This is a genomic window from Bacillota bacterium (assembly GCA_012727955.1).
Classification (GTDB): domain Bacteria; phylum Bacillota; class Limnochordia; order DTU087; family JAAYGB01; genus JAAYGB01.
In genome coordinates, this window is the sequence record JAAYGB010000004.1 from 14,660 (window position 1) to 32,290 (window position 17,631).

Below are 17,631 nucleotides of genomic sequence, written 5' to 3' on the forward strand. Positions count from 1 at the left end.
ATCTTTGGGTTGACGGAAGCCCGCGGAATAGGTAATATGGTAAATGACAGATTATTAGATTAAAGGCGATGAGGAAGAGGAGTAGCTGTCAGGGTACTGGCCCAGCGAGCCGGGGAGGGTGGGAGCCCAGCGCAGGAGATGACAGTGAACATGGCTTTGGAGCCGTTGCCCGAAGGCCAGTTTGGTTTGTAGGGTAAGACGGGAGTGCCCGTTACAGCACTAGGGTATTAAAGCAATGCCGTAGGGTTTGCTGCGTACCCGAGAGAGGCCGTTGGTGGGCCAATTGGCGGCATCAATGGTGAATTTGGGTGGTACCGTGAGAAGACCTCTCACCCCAATGGGGTGTGGGGTTTTTTGTTTATTCGGCAGGCAAACTATTGGTTGGAGGGATGAAATATGGGAAAGGGCAAGTTTTACATCACAACGCCGATCTACTATCCCAGTGCCGATTTGCACATCGGGCATGCCTACACAACTACCGTGGCCGATGTCCTGGCCAGATGGCATCGGTTTGAGGGCGACGATGTCCTGTTTCTGACGGGATCCGATGAGCATGGACAAAAGATTCAGCGGGCGGCGGAGGAAAAGGGAACCAGTCCCCAGCAGTACGTTGATGAAATCGTGGCCGGATTCAAGGAGCTATGGCAGCGACTAAACATTACCTACGACGACTTTGTCCGGACCACACAGCCGCGGCACCAGAAGGTAGTCCAAGATGTTTTTCGGAAGCTGTATGAAAAGGGCGACATTTACAAAGGTCATTACGAAGGCTGGTACTGCACCCCCTGCGAAACCTTTTGGGTGGAAAGCAGGCTAGAAGACAAGAATTGTCCCGACTGCGGGCGGCCGGTGGAATTGGTGAAAGAGGAAAGCTACTTCTTTAAGCTCTCCCGGTACGCGGACCGGCTGCTGGCCCACATTGAGGCTAATCCGGAGTTCATTCAACCGGAGTCCCGGCGCAACGAGATGGTCAGCTTTATCAAGAGCGGACTCGAGGATTTGGCGGTATCCCGCACCACCTTTAGTTGGGGAGTTCCTGTTCCCCAGGATGAAAAGCACGTGGTCTACGTTTGGGTAGATGCCCTGCCAAACTACCTCACCGGTGCCGGCTACCTGTCGGATCTTGAGAAATTTGCCAAGTTTTGGCCGGCGGATCTGCATCTTGTGGGTAAGGAGATAATGCGGTTCCATACCATTATCTGGCCGATTATCCTGATGGCTCTGGAGCTACCCTTGCCCAAGACGGTATTTGGTCATGGATGGCTGCTCTTTGATCAGGAGAAAATGTCCAAGTCCAAGGGCAATGTCGTCGATCCCCACGCCCTCATCGATGAATTTGGCAGCGACGCCCTGCGTTACTTCTTAATGAGGGAGATTTCCTTTGGCCAAGATGGCAATTTCTCCCGCCGAGCTTTGATGGAGCGAATTAACTCCGACTTGGCCAATGACCTGGGCAACTTGCTGCATCGGACTTTGTCGATGCTGGAGAGGTACAGAGATGGTGTTATTCCTGAGCCTGGGGTGCAGACGGAGCTCGATGGGGAAGTTGTCCAACTCTTTGAGGAAACGGTGGCCAATTTCCGAGAGCAGCTAAACAGCTACCAGCTGAACACTGCAGTGGCTACCCTTTGGCGCTTCGTGGGGAGAATGAACAAGTACGTCGATGAGACGGAACCCTGGACCCTGGCTAAGGCCCCCGAGAAAAGGGAGCGCCTCGATACGGTATTGTACAATTTCTTTGAAGCCCAACGCCTGATCTGTCTGCTGATTCAGCCCATTATGCCGGAAACCGCGGCCAAGATGTGGCAGCAGCTTGGCATCGAGGAACCCCTGTCGGAACAAACTTCCGAGGCTCTGACCTGGGGACTGCTGCCGGCGGGAGTAACTACCCAGAAGGGTGATCCCCTCTTCCCCCGCCTAGACCTTGATGCGGAGTTTGGCAAGCCGGATGGGAAGCCGCAGAAGGCTCCGGCCAAGAAGAGCAAAGACCAGGGCAAGGAGCAGGAGACTGGGGTTAATCTAGTGGATATCAGCCACTTTGGCCAGCTAGAACTGAAGGTTGCCGAGGTTCTGCAGGCAGAGCCGGTGAAAAAGGCCGACAAACTTCTCAAACTGCAGATTGATCTCGGAGGTGAGACTCGGCAAATCGTGGCCGGGATCGCCCAGCATTACCGACCGGAAGAGCTGGTCGGGAAGAAAATCGTGGTAGTTGCCAACTTGAAGCCGGCAAAGATCCGGGGCGAGGTCTCCCAGGGAATGCTCTTGGCTGCCTCCACTGAGGACCAATTGAGCTTGGTTACCGTTGAAAAGGACCTGCCGGCTGGAGCTAGGGTGAAGTAGGTTGAGTCCAGTGACTGTGGTCGATACCCATGTCCATCTCGATGATCGCCGGTTCGACGCCGATCGGGATCAGGTCTTGCAGCGGGCTTGGCAGGCAGGCGTAGCGTTCGTAGTTAACGTCGGTGCCGACGCTGCCTCCTCTCAGGCGGCGGTGAGGCTAGCCCAGCAAGAGGCGAGGGTCTATGCCGCCGTTGGGGTCCATCCTCACGATGCCAGTTCCTACTCACCACAGGTGGAAGCCCTTCTGCGTCGTTTGGCCGGTGAGCAAAAGGTGGTGGCTATCGGAGAGATTGGTTTGGACTATTACTACGACAACTCTCCCCGAGACCGGCAGCGGGAGGTCTTCGTCGAGCAAATCGAACTGGCCCTGGAGCTGGATCTGCCCATCGTGATTCACAGCCGGGATGCGCAGCAGGATACTCTGGAGATTCTCCGTCGCTATGCAGGAAGAGCGCGGGGATTGATGCACTGCTTTTCCGGCAGCTATGAGACGGCCAAGGTGTGTTTGGATCTGGGGTACTATCTAGCCTTTGGTGGCAGTATTACCTTCAAGAACGCCCGTCGACTGGCAGAAATCGTCAAGCAGGTTCCCCTAGAGCGCATGCTCCTGGAGACCGATTGTCCTTACCTGACACCGGTACCCCATCGTGGCAAGCGCAATGAGCCCTGCTACGTGACCTTTGTAGCAGAGAAGGTAGCGGAACTGAAGGGAATTGACGTAGCGGAAGTGGCGTCTGTGACCACCCAAAACGCCAAGGATGTCTTTGGGATTTAGTGGTAGTTTCCTTAGGTGCCGTGGTTCCAAAGGGGCCTGGCACCTAGGCCATTTTTTGGGGAAATTGTCCTTGACGACTGCTAAGTAGCTGTGGTAGACTAATCACTGTCCGTGGCAATTACGCCCCCATCGTCTAGCGGCCTAGGACACCGCCCTTTCACGGCGAAGGCACCGGTTCAAATCCGGTTGGGGGTACCATTATTTGAATTTGTAACACACTCTCTTTACAATCCTCAGGGAGTGTGTTACAATTTTCAGTGCAAACCTAGCTAAAAGCTAGGAAGGCGATTGGTCGCATAGCTCAGCTGGTTAGAGCGCTACGCTCACATCGTAGAGGCCTCTGGTTCGAATCCAGATGCGACCACCAGGCAAAAGCCCCACCGAGAATTAGTTTCCGGTGGGGCTTAGTTCTTGTTCGGAGTGCCTCGTGCAGCAGTACCACCAACCTGTGCCAATCCTTTGGGCAAGGAAATCTCCCCCTGTGAGCTTGTTTGGGTTGGTGAGTATTTCCGGCTCCAGGAAGGATTACCAGGTTTTTAGTCTAAATATCAAGATTTGAATGAAACTTTGGGCACTGAATTTCGCTGGAGGGATAGGTACATGCTTAAGGTCGGATTAGTTGGTATTGGGTTCATGGGGCGAGGGCATCTAGATAATTACATACGGCTGGAGGCGGAAGGATTTCCCGTTAAGTTAACGGCAATCTGTGATATTGATCCCGACAAATTTAAGAATATATTCATCAAGGGCAATATCGATGTCGGCACCGGCACCTATGATTTCAGTAAGTACAACTGCTACACCGATCTCGACGAAATGCTGGAGAAGGAAGATCTCGACTATGTGGATATCGCCCTACCTACGTATCTACATGCCGAAGCTTCAGTTAAAGCGATGAACAAGGGCTTCCATGTCCTGTGCGAAAAACCGATGGCCCTTAACTCCGAGGAGTGTCGGCAGATGATTGAGGCCTCGGAGAGGACCGGTCGCAAGTTGATGATCGCTCAGTGTCTGCGGTTCTGGCCGGCATATGAGTATTTGAAGGAAAAGGTTGCATCCGGTGAATGGGGCAATGTCACCTCCGCCTACTTCTTCCGTGGAGGTGCTCCGCCACAATGGTCCTATGAGAACTGGCTGTTGACCAAGGAAAAGAGCGGCGGTTGCTTGTTGGACCAGCACATCCATGATGTCGACACCATCAACTGGCTCTTTGGTAAGCCGGAGAAGGTGTCCACTCTAGCAAAGAATGTAATTCCGGGAAGCGGATATGACATCGTGTCCACCAACTACTACTTTGCCGATGGCAAGGTGGTCAACGCCCAGGATGACTGGACCTTGATGGGTGATTTTGGTTTCGACATGGTATTTCGGGTTAACTTTGAAAAGGGGAACCTGGTCTTTGAAAAGGGCAAACTGACGGCCTATCCCAACGATGGAGAGGGGTTTGAGCCGGAGCTGTCCCCGGAACAGGGGTATTATCGCGAGATTAAGTATTTTGCCAATGCCATCCTCAAAGATACTCCCATCGAAATAGCTACTCCCACCAGTACCATGGAGACCATTCAGATCGCTGAAGCCGAATTAGAGTCCGCCGACAAGGGTGGAATCATGGTAGCGGTAAAATAGGATTGAGAAGTTAGCGACGAAGGAGACGGTCATCTGGAGAGGCTAGATGACTGTCTCCTTTTTAGGGGGTAAATCGATGAAAGCTAAGCGCATTATCCCCTGCCTCGATGTTGCCGAGGGGCGGGTAGTCAAGGGAACGAAGTTCTTAAACTTGCAGGACGCTGGAGATCCCATCGCATTGGCGAGGTTTTACGATCGGGCCAATGCCGATGAACTGGTGGTCCTGGATATTACCGCATCCCAGGAGGGGCGGAAGACTTTACTTGAGGTGGTGCAGGGTATTGCGGAAGTGGTAACCTTACCCTTCACCGTGGGCGGAGGCATAGCCTCTCTGGAGGACATGGAGCGAATTCTCTCAGCAGGGGCCGATAAGGTTTCCCTGGGTTCAGCGGCGGTGAAGAATCCAGAGTTGGTTCGTGCCGGCAGTGAGCGATTTGGCAGGCAGCGGGTGGTGGTTGCTGTGGACGCTAAGCGAGTTGCCGATGGTTCGCCCCAATGGGAAGTGTATATTCATGGAGGCCGCAAAGCTACGGGACTGGATGTCGTGGAGTGGGTGCAGCGGATGGAGGACCTGGGGGCAGGGGAGATTCTCCTGACCAGTATGGATGCCGATGGGACAAAGGACGGCTATGACAATGAGCTCTACCGGACTGTAACCCAAAGGCTTGGCATCCCTGTGATTGCCTCCGGTGGAGCGGGAACCTTGGAGCACCTGCGGGATGCCCTTCTCCTGGGTGGAGCCGATGCGGTGCTGGCGGCATCGATTTTCCATTTTGGCACCTATACCATCCAAGAGGCTAAGGAATTTCTGGCAGCCGCGGGTATCCCGGTGCGGTTAGAACCAAGGGTTTAGGGGTAAACTACCTTCCAGATGAGGTGGGATTTGTTATTGACTTTCCCGGGAACGTTATGGTATCTTATTTAAAGAAACGGGCGGATGTGGCCCAGTGGTAGGGCATCGGCTTCCCAAGCCGAGGATCGCGGGTTCGAATCCCGTCATCCGCTCCATTTCTTTGCCACTAACTTGCCGACGTAGCTCAATAGGCAGAGCAACGCATTCGTAATGCGTAGGTTAGCGGTTCGATTCCGCTCGTCGGCTCCAGAGAAACCCCGCCGGATTTTTCCGGTGGGGTTTTTGCATACTCCAACGGGAATCACCTAGACTAATTGATGCGCCCTTTCGCACCAATGTCCTTCGTGAAAAGGAGTGTGATGACGCGGCGTGAACCCGTTGGCTCAACGAATTCTTCGCACCCTGATCTTCTACGTGGCTATGCTGGTGATTGTTCGGATCATGGGAAAACGAGAGATGGATTCCCTCTCTCCCTTTGACTTAGTGGTGGCGATCATGGTTGGTGAGATGGCCACCATTGCCGTTGAGAACCTGGATATCCCGGTATCGGGGATTCTGATCCCCATGTTTTCCTTAGCGGTAGCCGAGCTCTTGGTTTCCTTCGTCCTGCTGAAGAGTGATCGGTTACGAAGCGTAATCGACGGCTCACCAACTTTACTGGTAAAAAGCGGAGTGATTCTGGAGAAAAACATGGTTGCGATCCGCTACAACCTGACGGATTTGCTGGCTCAGCTGCGGCTGGCAGGGTATCCCAATGTGGAGGATGTGGAGGTTGCTATTCTAGAAACCAATGGCAAGCTCAGTGTTTTCCCCCGCTCCAAGGAGACCAGCCCCCTGCCCAGAGATCTGGAACTGCCCCAACGTTTCCAAGGTCTCTTGGTTCCCTTGGTGAGGGATGGGAGAGTGATCTCGAGAAACTTGGCGGAGGCGGGCCTGAGTGAGGCTTGGTTAGAGGAGAGGCTCAAAGAGCATGGTTTGGACGGCCCTAAGGATGCCTTCCTTGCCACCATCGACGGTGATGGCAGGTTCTTTGTGCAAAAGAGGGTCAATCGCAGCGGCGACGTGCCTTCTTAGCATGGTCTTCCAAAAGGGTGGACAGAATCCTTAGTAACAAACGGAAAATATCTTCATAGGGGTTGCGCTATCTGTATCGGGATGATATAATTATCTCTGTCAGTTGAGCGCCTATAGCTCAGCGGATGAGAGCACCGGCCTCCGGAGCCGGGAGCGCAGGTTCGAGTCCTGCTAGGCGCACCAAGGATTAAGTCCGAACTTTTTTCTGCTAAGGAAAAGGGTTCGGACTTTTTCTATATAACGGTATAAGGGAGGAACCTGGGGAAAGATTGTTGAAACAAATGGCGATTGGGTATATTACCCATTAACGACTGCAACCTATTGCCACACATAGGGTGTGAACATCTTTACAACGGGGGGATATTTGAATTGAAGATCGGAGTACTTACAGTTCTGTATCAGAACCTTCCCTTTGCCGAGGCTTTGGACAAGATCAAATCCTTTGGTATTGATACGGTGGAGATTGGCTGCGGTGGTTTTCCGGGCAAAGCACACTGCAATCCCGAGGAGCTGCTGGCCGATGAGGCAAAGCTGAACGAGTGGAAGAAGCAGCTTGACGACCGGGGCATGAGCATCAGCTGTCTGAGCGTTCATGGTAATGCCGTTCATCCCCAAAAGGAAATCGCCGAACAATTCCATAAGGACTGGCGTAATGCTGTGTTGTTAGCTGAGAAGCTTGGTGTTGAGATTATCACCACCTTCTCCGGTTGTCCTGGAGACTCTCCGGGCTCGAAGTATCCCAACTGGGTAACCTGTCCTTGGCCAGGAGACTTCCTCGAGATCCTCGACTATCAGTGGAATGAAGTGTTGATTCCCTACTGGAAGGAAGAGGCCAAGTTCGCGGCTGAGCACGGGGTTAAGAAGATTGCCTTTGAGATGCATCCCGGCTTCTGTGTCTACAGCCCTGAAACCTTGATGAAGCTCAGAGAGGCCGTTGGACCGATGATCGGTGCCAACTTCGACCCCAGCCACTTGATTTGGCAGGGTATCGATCCCGTCCGGGCTATTCGTTACTTGGGTGAGAACAACGCCATCTTCCACTTCCACGCTAAGGATACCTATATCGATCCTTACAACACCGCGTTGAACGGTGTCTTGGATGTCAAGCCCTACACCGATATGGCCAACCGGTCCTGGTTGTTCAGAAGTGTGGGTTACGGCAACGGTGAGAAGCTGTGGAAGGATATGGTCAGTGCCCTGCGCCTAACGGGTTATGACTATGTACTGAGCATCGAGCACGAGGACGCTCTCGCCTCCATCGACGAGGGCTTCGGCAAGGCCGTGGAGATGCTAAAGAGAGCTGTCTTGGAAGAGACTCCCGCGGAGGCTTGGTGGGTCTAGGTCCCTGGGGCTTAGGCAAGCTCGTTGATAAAACTAACCTTAAGTAATCAGCGACGGCGAGGAATCATCTCACGGGATGACTCCTCGCCCTTTTTGATCATAGGTTGAAGAAGGTAAGTAGGCCTAGAAATTGAATATAGGCGGTATTGATCGGCGGTCAGGTTATTACTGTGATGCCGCCGCAAGGGGGAAGGATCTTGTTTGAGATTGTGGCTAAGAAGCAGTTATCTAATCAAATTTGGCAGCTGGATATTCATGCACCGCTGGTGGCAGCTAAGGCTAGACCGGGACAGTTCGTGGTGGTCCGAGCCCACGACAAAGGAGAGCGGATTCCCCTTAGTATCTCCGACTTCGACTCTCAAGCTGGTCACATCACCTTAGTTGTCCAAGCAATCGGACATAGTACCACGGATCTTGTTTCCCTTGAGGTGGGGGAAAAGGCAGCTGACCTGTTGGGGCCCCTCGGTACTCCTGCCGAGATCGACAACTTTGGTACAGTGGTTTGTGTCGCTGGAGGAGTAGCGACGGCCATTATTTATCCCGAGGCTCGGGCTTTTCAGCAAGCCGGGAACAAAGTGATCACGTTGTTGGGAGCCCGGAGTGCCGACCTGTTCTTTTACGAAGATGAGCTGCGGCAATGCAGTGACGAAGTGAGATACGCTACAGAAGACGGCAGCCGGGGAAAGCAGGGGTTTGTGACGGAACTCTTGCAAGAGCTGATCGATGCCGGAGAGCAAATTGACCGGGTGGTCGCCATCGGTCCAGTCCCGATGATGCGTGCCGTCTGTGAACTAACTAGGCCTTATCAGATTAAAACCGTTGTCAGTCTCAATCCCATCATGGTCGACGGTACCGGAATGTGTGGTGCCTGTCGGGTCGAGGTTGGGGGAGAGACTAGGTTCTGTTGTACCGATGGTCCAGAATTTGATGGACACCTAGTGGATTTTGCCGCCTTGCAGAATCGCTCTCGGCAATACCAAAACCTAGAGGAGAAAATTCCCCATCATCATTCCAATGGAGGGTGTGCAGGCCAATGTCAGCAGTAAGAAGAGCTTTGTCGGCACAAACAGGGAGAGCGATCATGCCAACGCAGGATCCCAATCAGCGAATTCATAACTTCGCTGAGGTTAATCTGGGGCTCACCGCTGAGCAAGCCCAAAGGGAAGCCGGACGCTGTCTTCAGTGCAAAAACCCTCTGTGTGTGCAGGGCTGCCCTGTAAATGTCGATATTCCAGGCTTCCTCCATTGGGGTGCTCAGGGTCAATGGGAAGGGGCCCTGGAGGTAATTTTGGAGACTAACCTGTTTCCCGGCATCTGTGGTCGGGTCTGTCCCCAGGAGCATCAATGTGAAGGCCGGTGTATCCTGGGGCGCAAAGGAGAACCCATTGCCATTGGGTCTCTAGAACGCTTTGCCGCAGACAGCGGTGCCCAGGACTCCTTCTTTCTGGATAAATCTACCCTTGCCGGGGAGACCGGTGATGGTGAGAAGGTCGCGGTGATTGGCTCTGGACCTGCCTCTATGGCAGCCGCCGCGGAGCTAGCCAGATTGGGTTATCGCGTTGAGATGTTTGAAGCTCTGCACGAGACCGGAGGGGTTTTGAGCTATGGAATTCCAGAATTCCGATTACCCAAGAGTATCGTTGCCCGGGAGTTTGCTAACCTAGCCGAGCTGGGAGTGAAGGTCCACACCAACGTTCTCTTTGGCCGAACCCTGGACCTGGAGGATCTGTGGGCCCAGGACTTCAAAGCGGTCTTTGTCGGTGCCGGTGCTGGGTTACCGCGCTTCCTGGGCATCGAAGGGGAGAACTTGAATGGGGTCTTCTCCGCGAATGAGTTCCTCACCAGGGTCAATCTCATGGGTGCCCACCAGTTTCCCGAGTATGAGACTCCCATAACCATGGGTAAGAAAGTTGTCGTGGTTGGTGGGGGCAACACCGCCATGGACGCAGCTCGCACAGCCCGTCGCTTGGGGGCCAAGGTAACCGTGGTTTACCGGCGCTCCCTGGAGGAGATGCCCGCTCGGGCGGAAGAGGTGCGCCATGCCCAGGAAGAAGGGATCCACTTCACCATCCGCAGCAATCCCGTCAAGGTTCTGGGAAGGGATGGTTGGGTTAGTGGTGTATGTTGTCAACGGATGGAGCTGGGCGATGCCGGGCCCGATGGTCGCCGTCGGGTAACAGCGGTTCCCGATAGTTTCTTCGATCTACCCGCGGACACTTTCATCGTCGCCATCGGCCAGAGCCCCAATCCCATCCTGCGCCAGGGCTTACCGGAGCTGAAATTTACCGACAGAGGCGTGATTGCAGTCGATGACAACTATGCCACCAGTATTCCCGGCGTCTTCGCAGCAGGGGACATCACCACCGGCGGGGCTACGGTAATTAGTGCCATGGGAGGCGGGCGGGGAGCAGCCCAAAGCATCCATCGGTATCTGCAGGGAAAATAATTCCGAGGAGGGCAAGAGATGGCAAGGGTGATCGATGGCAAGGCATTGGCCGCCAAGGTGCGCCAAGAAATAGCCGATGAAGTGGCGGCACTGAAACTTCGGGGAATTGTACCGGGCTTGGCGGTGATTTTGGTGGGAGATGACCCTGCCTCCGAAGTTTATGTCAGAGGTAAGCAACGGGCTTGTGAGGAAGTTGGGATTTATTCTCGGATTCTGCGACTGCCGGCAACGACGTCCCAGGAGAAATTGCTGTCTCTCATCTACGAGCTCAACACCGATCCCGCTATCCATGGAATTTTAGTGCAGCTTCCCGTTCCCGAAGAAATCGATCCTGCGGTGATTCAGGCAGCAATAGCAGTGGAGAAGGATGTCGATGGATTTCATCCTGCCAGTATCGGGCGCCTCTGGGCCGGGGAGCGGTCCTTTGTTCCCTGCACTCCCTTGGGAATCATGCGGATGCTGGAGGAATACGACGTCAAGCTCCAAGGGAAGAAGGCAGTGGTTGTCGGCCGGAGCAATATCGTTGGTAAGCCAATGGCTGCCCTGCTGCTGCAGCAGAATGCCACGGTGACCATTTGTCATTCTCGGACCGAGAACCTGGCTGATGAATGCCGCTCTGCCGATGTTTTGGTAGTGGCCATCGGGCGTCCTAAGTTTATTCCAGGAAATTGGATCAAGCCCGGGGCCGTAGTCATCGATGTGGGGATTAATCGCGTGGAGGGTAGGTTGGTGGGGGATGTGGATTATGAGGGCGCCAGCGCCGTGGCCGAGATGATCACCCCCGTGCCCGGTGGAGTGGGTCCGATGACCATCGCCATGCTGTTGGCTAATACGGTACAAGGAGCAAGAAACCTAGCAGGCTAGAGGAGAGACAACGGTGGCAGAAGTACTCTTTTGTTGGTCAGAAACCAGAGGCGGCCAGTCGGGACAAGAGCAGCGACGGTTAACCGGCGACGGAAGCCAATCCTTGCTAAATCTTGCCCTGGCCGGTCAAGTGCCCATTGAGGCTAACTGTGGTGGTCGGGGACGATGCGGCAAGTGTAAGGTCAAGGTCCAGGGAGAGGTAAGTCCCCTAGACGAGGTTGAGAGGCAAGTATTGTCTGAGAAGGAGCTTGCCCATTCCACTCGTCTGGCTTGTCGCTGCTATCCCCGGGGAGATGTTACCGTTTCCTTCGTGACAACTTCAGAGCTGGAGATTCTCACCGATGGTGTGGCGGAGGTAGTGTCCCTGGAACCCGATGTGCAGGCCAAGGCCATTTACGTCGACGCCCCGACCTTGGAGCAGCCTACGGCGGACTGGACCCGGGTGGCCAGGGCAGTAGGTGTCAGTGAAGGGTCTACGAGCTTACCCCTTGAGGTTTTGCAGGAGCTGCCGGCAGCAGTGCGGTCTGAGGGGGTCTTGCAGGCCGTATCCTATGGCTCTCAGATCCTGGACGTTAGGGTCACGTCGGAGCCCATCTATGGACTGGCCATTGATGTGGGAACCACTACCGTCGCCGTTGGGTTAAACAATCTCTGGACGGGAGAGGAAGTGGCCGTTGCCGCCGCAATGAATGGGCAAGCCAATTACGGCGCCGATGTGATCTCTCGGATCGACTACGCCTCGGATTCCACAGGTCTGAAGCGACTGCAGTCAGCGGTCTTGGATACGATTAATACCCTGATCAGCCAGGTGTGCCGGGAGGTAGGTATTTCGCCGCAGCGGATTTACCGGGGGATTATCGTCGGTAACACCTGTATGCAGCATTTGATCCTGGGGGTTCCTCCTAAGTACCTGGCGGAAGCACCCTACGTGCCAAGCTTTGCAAACACCATAACCTACTCCGCTCAGGAGGTGGGATTAGAGATCTTCCCCAGTGCTCCCGTGTCCCTGCTTCCCTCCATCGCGGGCTTTGTCGGAGCTGATACCGTGGGGATGATTGTGGTCGCGGACTTAGCTGGCCTGCCGGGAAGTCACCTGGCCATCGATATCGGCACCAACGGTGAGATCGTTTTGGCCAAGGACGGGAAGCTGTACGCCTGTTCCACCGCCGCGGGTCCAGCCTTTGAAGGCGGGCAGATCCAGTGGGGAATGCGAGCCGCTCCCGGTGCTGTCGATCGGGTTGATGTGGTAGAGGGGGCGCTTCAGTGGCGCACCATTGGCAACCAACGGGCCGTGGGAATTTGCGGCTCCGGTCTCATCGATTTGATGGCGGCCTTACTTCAGGTAGGTGTAGTCGATGATACGGGAAGACTGTTGACCCGGGATGAGTTTGCTGGACCGCCGGAGTTGAGACAGCGTTTGGTGGACTCGCAGTATGGCCCGGCCTTTGTCGTCGTTCCGCCTGAGGCAGCCAAGGGTGGGGATCCGGTCCTGTTTACCCATAGGGATGTGCGCCAGGTACAGCTAGCCAAGGCAGCGATTCAAGCCGGCAGCCAGGTGCTGGCGGACCACGCTGGAGTGGAGTTGTCCCAGTTGACCAGTGTTCACCTGGCTGGGGCCTTTGGTAATTACATCCGCCCAGAAAGTGCTGCGGCCATTGGTCTTTTGCCCCCCGACTCCCCTGGAAAGGTTCGGTCCTTGGGCAATGCTGCCCGGATGGGGGCCAGGATGGCACTGCTGTCGGACAGGATCCTCCATGGCTGTCAAACCCTTAGCGATGGGGTAGAGTACATTGAGCTTTCGACTTCTCCGGATTTTCAGATAGCCTTTATGGAAGCGATGATGTTTCCCGGCTAGATAGGTGAACATTGATCTCGGAAAAAGTGAGAATTGTATGAGCTTTTAGCAGGTACGTAGGAGCTTGCGGTGAACTAGATAGGCAGACTGCTTCACAAGGAGGATGGCAAATGTCTGTGTTACAGGAAATAGCTGATGCTGTAATCGCGGGAAACGCGAACAAAGTCAAGGAACTGACGGAGTCCGCATTGGCTGATGAAATCGCGCCAGGAAATATCATCAAGGAAGGTTTCGTTCCCGGCATGGCAGTCATTGGTGAACGGTTCAAGAATAACGAAATCTATGTACCGGAAGTGTTGATCGCAGCTCGAGCTATGAAGACCGGATTAGGTATAGTTAAGCCGTTGCTATCGGAAGCTGAGTCCCAGGACCATCTCGGGACAGTGGTCATTGGTACTGTCAAGGGAGACTTACACGACATCGGTAAGAACCTAGTGGCAATGATGCTGGAAGGGGCCGGGTTTGAGGTCATCGACTTGGGCGTGGATGTCAGTCCTGAGCGGTTTGCCGCCGCGGTTACTGAGCACAATGCCCAGTTTCTGTGCCTGTCTGCCCTGCTGACCACCACCATGGTGCAGATGGAAGATACCATCAAGGAGCTGGAGGCTCAAAATATTCGTGACCGGGTAAAGGTGCTTGTCGGAGGAGCCCCGGTTACCGATCATTTTGCTGAGGAGATTGGGGCCGATGGATATGCCCCCGATTCCAGCACCGCGGTGGAGGTCGCCAAGAGTTTTCTGAATTAGTTGGGCGCCCTTAAGACAATGGGGAATTTCGGCCAAGGAATGTCACCTTGGCCTTTTCTTTTTTCTTCTTCTAATACTCCTTCTCTGGCAGTACCCACGCAGATACGAGTTCTTAGCTATGGGCTTGGATCCTTGCTGCTACAAACTGGGCGAAATCCAGGAAAGTCCCATTGGTCTTGGTCCCCTTGGGAAGTACAATCAGCTGCAGGTCCCTACGCCACAGGGCGTCCTCCTCCCACAGGGGTAAGATGATGGGTTTACCATCTTGTCCCTGGGCTACAGCCTGGGTGTATTCTATCGCTTGGGTGTCTCCTAAGAGAACATCGGGTAGCGCGTTGGCCATTCCTGCTTGCAGCAGCACCTGATTGAGATTACTTATATTTTTGCCCTCAACCCACAGGTCCCTCTGCGCTTGATTAAACTCCCCGATGACCTGCTCGATAATCTCCGCTTCTTGGGACGTTGCTTGGTACCAAAAGACAATTTTCCCGGCATCAACTATAGAGCTTGGTACCGAGACCGACTTGCTCCAGGGAAAGGCATGCCCAGCGAACAATCTGTACCCCAAGCCGACGCCTAGAACCAACATGAGGCACAGGACCAGGGGAAGGCAGTCCATACCCTGGGCCCAAGGGTGGGTTTCTTGCTTGTTGGGACTGGCTTCGGTGGACCTGGGCAGCAGGTCTTGGCTGATTCCCCCTTGCCTAAGCTCCCGTTGGCGCAGGACCTCCTGCTTGAGTCTGAGGAAACGCTGCTGTTGTCGGAAAGTGCTCTCCCTTTGCCGTGGAACTTGGGTCTCGGCAATGATCGACCAGATATCAACTTCGCCTCGAGTCTCTAGAGCCCAGAGCAACGCCCGCCACCAGAGGGCCCAGGCCAAGTAGACCAGTAATCCGGTAACCAGCACAATCCCCCAGAACATTCCCGGCAGAAGGATTGGTGCGGGAGTAAACACCGGGTTGCTCTGGGTGTCCAGGGGCACCGGGAGGGCGGTGAGTCTGTGAAGCAACTGGGAAACCATCAGGGGTAGGACTATGAGGCCAAGGAAGCAAAAGGGAAGCAGGCTTAGGGCTCGCCCAGAGCGACGCCGAGATTCTGCTGCCTTGGCCAGGGCTGCAGCCCCTAGGGACAGCACCAGGGTTAGTCCCAGCCAGGGAAGAAGCCCGACAAGGATGGAGACCATGCTGGCCAGTGTCCTACCACTCCGCCAAAGATAGAGCCCAGCCAGGAGCACCAGAACTCCCAGAATCACTTCCGTAATCTCCAAGGAGGTCATCAGGACTTGTTTCCAGCTGTTTCTGGTGAAGAGTAATCTTATGTAGTAATCCGGCTCCTGGGCCAGAACCCTTCGGCGCAGGGCTGCCTTGGTTTTGTGGTTATCTGCCGATGCCATCATGTATCTCACCTACTGGGAATTTACTTGTTTTCCTTATTTTGCTCCCCTTAGGGGCGGGGATACAGGTAAACTTTGTCTTCTCGGCCGTCCTTTGCATAGCTGTCTAGCGTGCTTCCGATACTAACAAGGGAGCAACCAGCGCAGGTAGAGACGGAGGCAGAGGCAGTGAAGGGTACATTTAGGACTCTGTTGCTCATCGTGGTCCTTGCCGTGGTAGTTGGCTTAGGATTTACGTACATGAATGATCTCGATCAGCCCGAGCCACGCCGCCGGGAATCCATGGAAGAGCGGAGTGAGCCCCTGGAGCGATTGCGTCTGTCCCGTGGTTCCTCACGGGGCTCGGAAAGGGAGCTCAGTGATGCCACTATTCAAGTGGTAAAAGCCGTGGGACCGGCAGTGGTTAAGATCACCACCAGGGAGGAGCAGCTGATTGATGATTTCCTGTTGGGAAGATTCGTGCAGGAGACCGAGGGAATCGGTTCCGGGGTGATCTTCCACGAGTCGGGACTGCTCCTGACTAACAGTCACGTAGTTACTAACGCCAAGGAGATTCGAGTCTGGTTGCCCGGCAGGCCCGACCCCTATGTCGGTCGTCTCGTCGGTGACGATCCCTATACGGACTTGGCAGTAGTGAAGATTGAGGGAAAGGATTTACCCACTGCTCCGTTGGGAGATTCGGACAAGCTGCAGGTGGGGCAGACGGTAATTGCCATCGGCAATCCCTACGGCTTTGAAAACTCCGTTACCCGAGGCTTGGTCAGTGCCCTGGGACGGGGACTGATGATTGAACCTCGGTCCAATCTTCAGCTGGAGGGGGTAATCCAAACCGATGCTTCGATTAATCCGGGAAACAGTGGCGGCCCCCTGCTCAACTTGCAGGGTGAGGTAATTGGGATTAACACCGCGATTATCAGTGAGGCTCAGGGAATCGGGTTTGCCATCCCGATTAATCTTGCCAAGGCGGTGGCTGCGGACCTGATCGAGCATGGACAGGTGGTTCGCTTGGGAGTATTGGGGGGCACCATCACTCCGGCCTTCGCGGTGGCCTATCGGCAGCAAACCGGCGATGACCTTCCGGTGGATAGAGGCGTTTTTGTAACAGAGATTATCCCCGATTCTCCGGCAGAGAGGATCCAGCTGCAGCCCGGTGATATCATTACTGAGATCTCTGGTAAGAAGGTGGAAGATATCTCTGCCTTGGCGCAACGGATCAGAGAGGCAGGCTTTGGAGCCCGGATTCAGATCACTGTGTATCGCTCTGGAAGTCGGACCCCCAGCAGGATTCAGGTGACACTGCGCTGAAACAGTTGACACTAACTTTGTTGGGGAGGCTTCTATGTATTTGAAACTTGTTGCGGTGGGAAAGCTTCGGGAGGATTACCTGAGGCAGGGTGTGGAGGAGTACCGCAAACGATTGGGTGCCTGTTGTCGTTTTGAAATGATTGAGGTGAAGGATGAACCCCTACGCAAGAAGGGGGATTCGCCGGCCCAAAGGGAGCAAATTTTGCGGAGGGAAGCGGAGCGAGTGCTCAAGTCCGTGGCGGCCAATACCTATCTGGTTTTGCTGGATCTTGAGGGACAGATGGTCACATCGGAGCAGTTGGCTGACCGGATTAGTGATTTAGGACTACGGGGAAAAAGCGATATCACCTTTGCTATCGGCGGTTCCCTGGGTGTAGGTTCCGCTTTGAAGCAGCGGGCCGATTGGCGGCTGGCCCTATCTCCCATGACCTTCACCCATCAGTTGACTCGGCTGATCTTGATGGAACAACTGTACCGTGCCTTCACTATTATCCGCAATGAACCCTATCATCTCTGATTGGGGCTGAGGATTGATTAGGAAGCTGAAGGATCAGGCAGGGTTGTTAGTGCTTACCTTAGGGGGATAACTGTGGAGATGCCGGTTACCATTACATTTGCCCCTGGTATACCGGTCTGATATCCTGAAGGAGACCTATTCTAGCGGAGGATTATCTACCTTCAGGAGGTGCCTGTAATGAAGAAAGTCACACTATTTGCCCTCGCAGCTCTCGTCCTATTGACCGCCACTGCTCCGGCAATGGCTGCTTCAGCTTTGGAAGAAATCGGTGCTTCCGCTCGTTCTTTGGTTTCCGGGGTCGTTGACACCGGGGCCAGCACAGTGGATGTCCTCACCGATCGCCTGAGTGATTCGGTGCCGGCAATTTCCGATTGGATTAGCACGATTGCTGCCTTCCTTGAGACCTACTTTGGCGACCTATTTAGCTGGCTGTCGTAAGAACCTAAGGATCGAGGGGAAAGGGGACATTTGCCGATGGAGACGTACTCAGCCACTG

The 17,631-nt window shown here is 54.5% G+C and carries 15 protein-coding genes, 5 tRNA genes and 1 other annotated feature; of the genes, 19 read left to right on the forward strand and 1 reads right to left on the reverse strand.

Going from position 1 to position 17,631, the window contains the following annotated elements; translation table 11 throughout:
• The first annotated feature begins 59 nt into the window (after positions 1–59).
• Positions 60–340: a binding site (T-box leader), on the forward strand.
• Between the two features lie 56 nt (positions 341–396).
• The 16 genes from metG (at position 397) to GX030_00675 (ending at position 13,920) form a co-directional block, all read left to right on the forward strand.
• Positions 397–2,340, forward strand: coding sequence for a methionine--tRNA ligase (gene metG / locus GX030_00600; GenBank protein ID NLV90883.1), 1,944 nt, complete (start codon positions 397–399; stop codon positions 2,338–2,340).
• Positions 2,341–2,356: 16 nt separating this feature from the next.
• Complete coding sequence (locus GX030_00605; GenBank protein ID NLV90884.1) at positions 2,357–3,115, forward strand: TatD family hydrolase; 759 nt, start codon at positions 2,357–2,359, stop codon at positions 3,113–3,115.
• 122 nt (positions 3,116–3,237) lie between these two features.
• Positions 3,238–3,313, forward strand: a tRNA-Glu gene (locus GX030_00610).
• A gap of 92 nt (positions 3,314–3,405) precedes the next feature.
• Positions 3,406–3,482: transfer RNA gene (locus GX030_00615), tRNA-Val, on the forward strand.
• Between the two features lie 233 nt (positions 3,483–3,715).
• Positions 3,716–4,741: a Gfo/Idh/MocA family oxidoreductase gene (locus GX030_00620; GenBank protein ID NLV90885.1), complete on the forward strand. Its 1,026-nt coding sequence runs from the start codon at positions 3,716–3,718 to the stop codon at positions 4,739–4,741.
• Positions 4,742–4,817: 76 nt separating this feature from the next.
• Positions 4,818–5,594 carry an imidazole glycerol phosphate synthase subunit HisF gene (gene hisF / locus GX030_00625; GenBank protein ID NLV90886.1) on the forward strand — a complete coding sequence of 259 codons (777 nt, stop codon included), beginning with the start codon at positions 4,818–4,820 and terminating at the stop codon, positions 5,592–5,594.
• An 80-nt stretch (positions 5,595–5,674) separates the two neighbouring features.
• Positions 5,675–5,749: transfer RNA gene (locus GX030_00630), tRNA-Gly, on the forward strand.
• Positions 5,750–5,767: 18 nt separating this feature from the next.
• A tRNA-Thr gene (locus GX030_00635) sits at positions 5,768–5,843 on the forward strand.
• Positions 5,844–5,972: 129 nt separating this feature from the next.
• Positions 5,973–6,668 (forward strand): DUF421 domain-containing protein, encoded by a 696-nt coding sequence (locus tag GX030_00640; protein NLV90887.1) that lies wholly within the window; start codon positions 5,973–5,975, stop codon positions 6,666–6,668.
• Positions 6,669–6,775: 107 nt separating this feature from the next.
• Positions 6,776–6,851 (forward strand) — tRNA-Arg (locus GX030_00645).
• A gap of 186 nt (positions 6,852–7,037) precedes the next feature.
• On the forward strand, positions 7,038–8,009 hold the full coding sequence (locus GX030_00650) for a sugar phosphate isomerase/epimerase (protein NLV90888.1): 972 nt from the start codon (positions 7,038–7,040) through the stop codon (positions 8,007–8,009).
• Positions 8,010–8,206: 197 nt separating this feature from the next.
• Complete coding sequence (locus tag GX030_00655) at positions 8,207–9,055, forward strand: sulfide/dihydroorotate dehydrogenase-like FAD/NAD-binding protein (GenBank protein ID NLV90889.1); 849 nt, start codon at positions 8,207–8,209, stop codon at positions 9,053–9,055.
• Positions 9,043–10,455 (forward strand): NADPH-dependent glutamate synthase, encoded by a 1,413-nt coding sequence (gltA, locus tag GX030_00660; GenBank protein NLV90890.1) that lies wholly within the window; start codon positions 9,043–9,045, stop codon positions 10,453–10,455. Before GX030_00655 ends, gltA begins: the two co-directional genes overlap by 13 nt.
• 18 nt (positions 10,456–10,473) lie before the next feature.
• Positions 10,474–11,319 (forward strand): bifunctional methylenetetrahydrofolate dehydrogenase/methenyltetrahydrofolate cyclohydrolase FolD, encoded by an 846-nt coding sequence (gene folD / locus GX030_00665; GenBank protein ID NLV90891.1) that lies wholly within the window; start codon positions 10,474–10,476, stop codon positions 11,317–11,319.
• Positions 11,320–11,332: 13 nt separating this feature from the next.
• Complete coding sequence (locus GX030_00670) at positions 11,333–13,174, forward strand: DUF4445 domain-containing protein (protein ID NLV90892.1); 1,842 nt, start codon at positions 11,333–11,335, stop codon at positions 13,172–13,174.
• Positions 13,175–13,284: 110 nt separating this feature from the next.
• The gene (locus GX030_00675; GenBank protein ID NLV90893.1) at positions 13,285–13,920 is read left to right on the forward strand and encodes a cobalamin-binding protein; all 636 of its coding nucleotides are present in this window, start codon (positions 13,285–13,287) and stop codon (positions 13,918–13,920) included.
• A 112-nt stretch (positions 13,921–14,032) separates the two neighbouring features.
• Here the strand turns inward: GX030_00675 and GX030_00680 are convergent, their stop codons facing one another.
• Positions 14,033–15,313: a hypothetical protein gene (locus GX030_00680; GenBank protein NLV90894.1), complete on the reverse strand. Its 1,281-nt coding sequence runs from the start codon at positions 15,311–15,313 to the stop codon at positions 14,033–14,035.
• 168 nt (positions 15,314–15,481) lie between these two features.
• On the opposite strand from GX030_00680, the gene GX030_00685 reads away from it, so the two are divergent.
• From GX030_00685 to GX030_00695, 3 genes are all read left to right on the forward strand, one after another.
• Positions 15,482–16,618, forward strand: a complete 1,137-nt coding sequence (locus GX030_00685; GenBank protein NLV90895.1) for a trypsin-like serine protease — start codon at positions 15,482–15,484, stop codon at positions 16,616–16,618.
• A gap of 34 nt (positions 16,619–16,652) precedes the next feature.
• A complete protein-coding gene (rlmH, locus tag GX030_00690) occupies positions 16,653–17,135 on the forward strand; it encodes a 23S rRNA (pseudouridine(1915)-N(3))-methyltransferase RlmH (GenBank protein ID NLV90896.1) in 483 nt (160 codons plus the stop codon).
• Between the two features lie 177 nt (positions 17,136–17,312).
• On the forward strand, positions 17,313–17,573 hold the full coding sequence (locus tag GX030_00695; protein NLV90897.1) for a hypothetical protein: 261 nt from the start codon (positions 17,313–17,315) through the stop codon (positions 17,571–17,573).
• Positions 17,574–17,631: the final 58 nt, after the last annotated feature.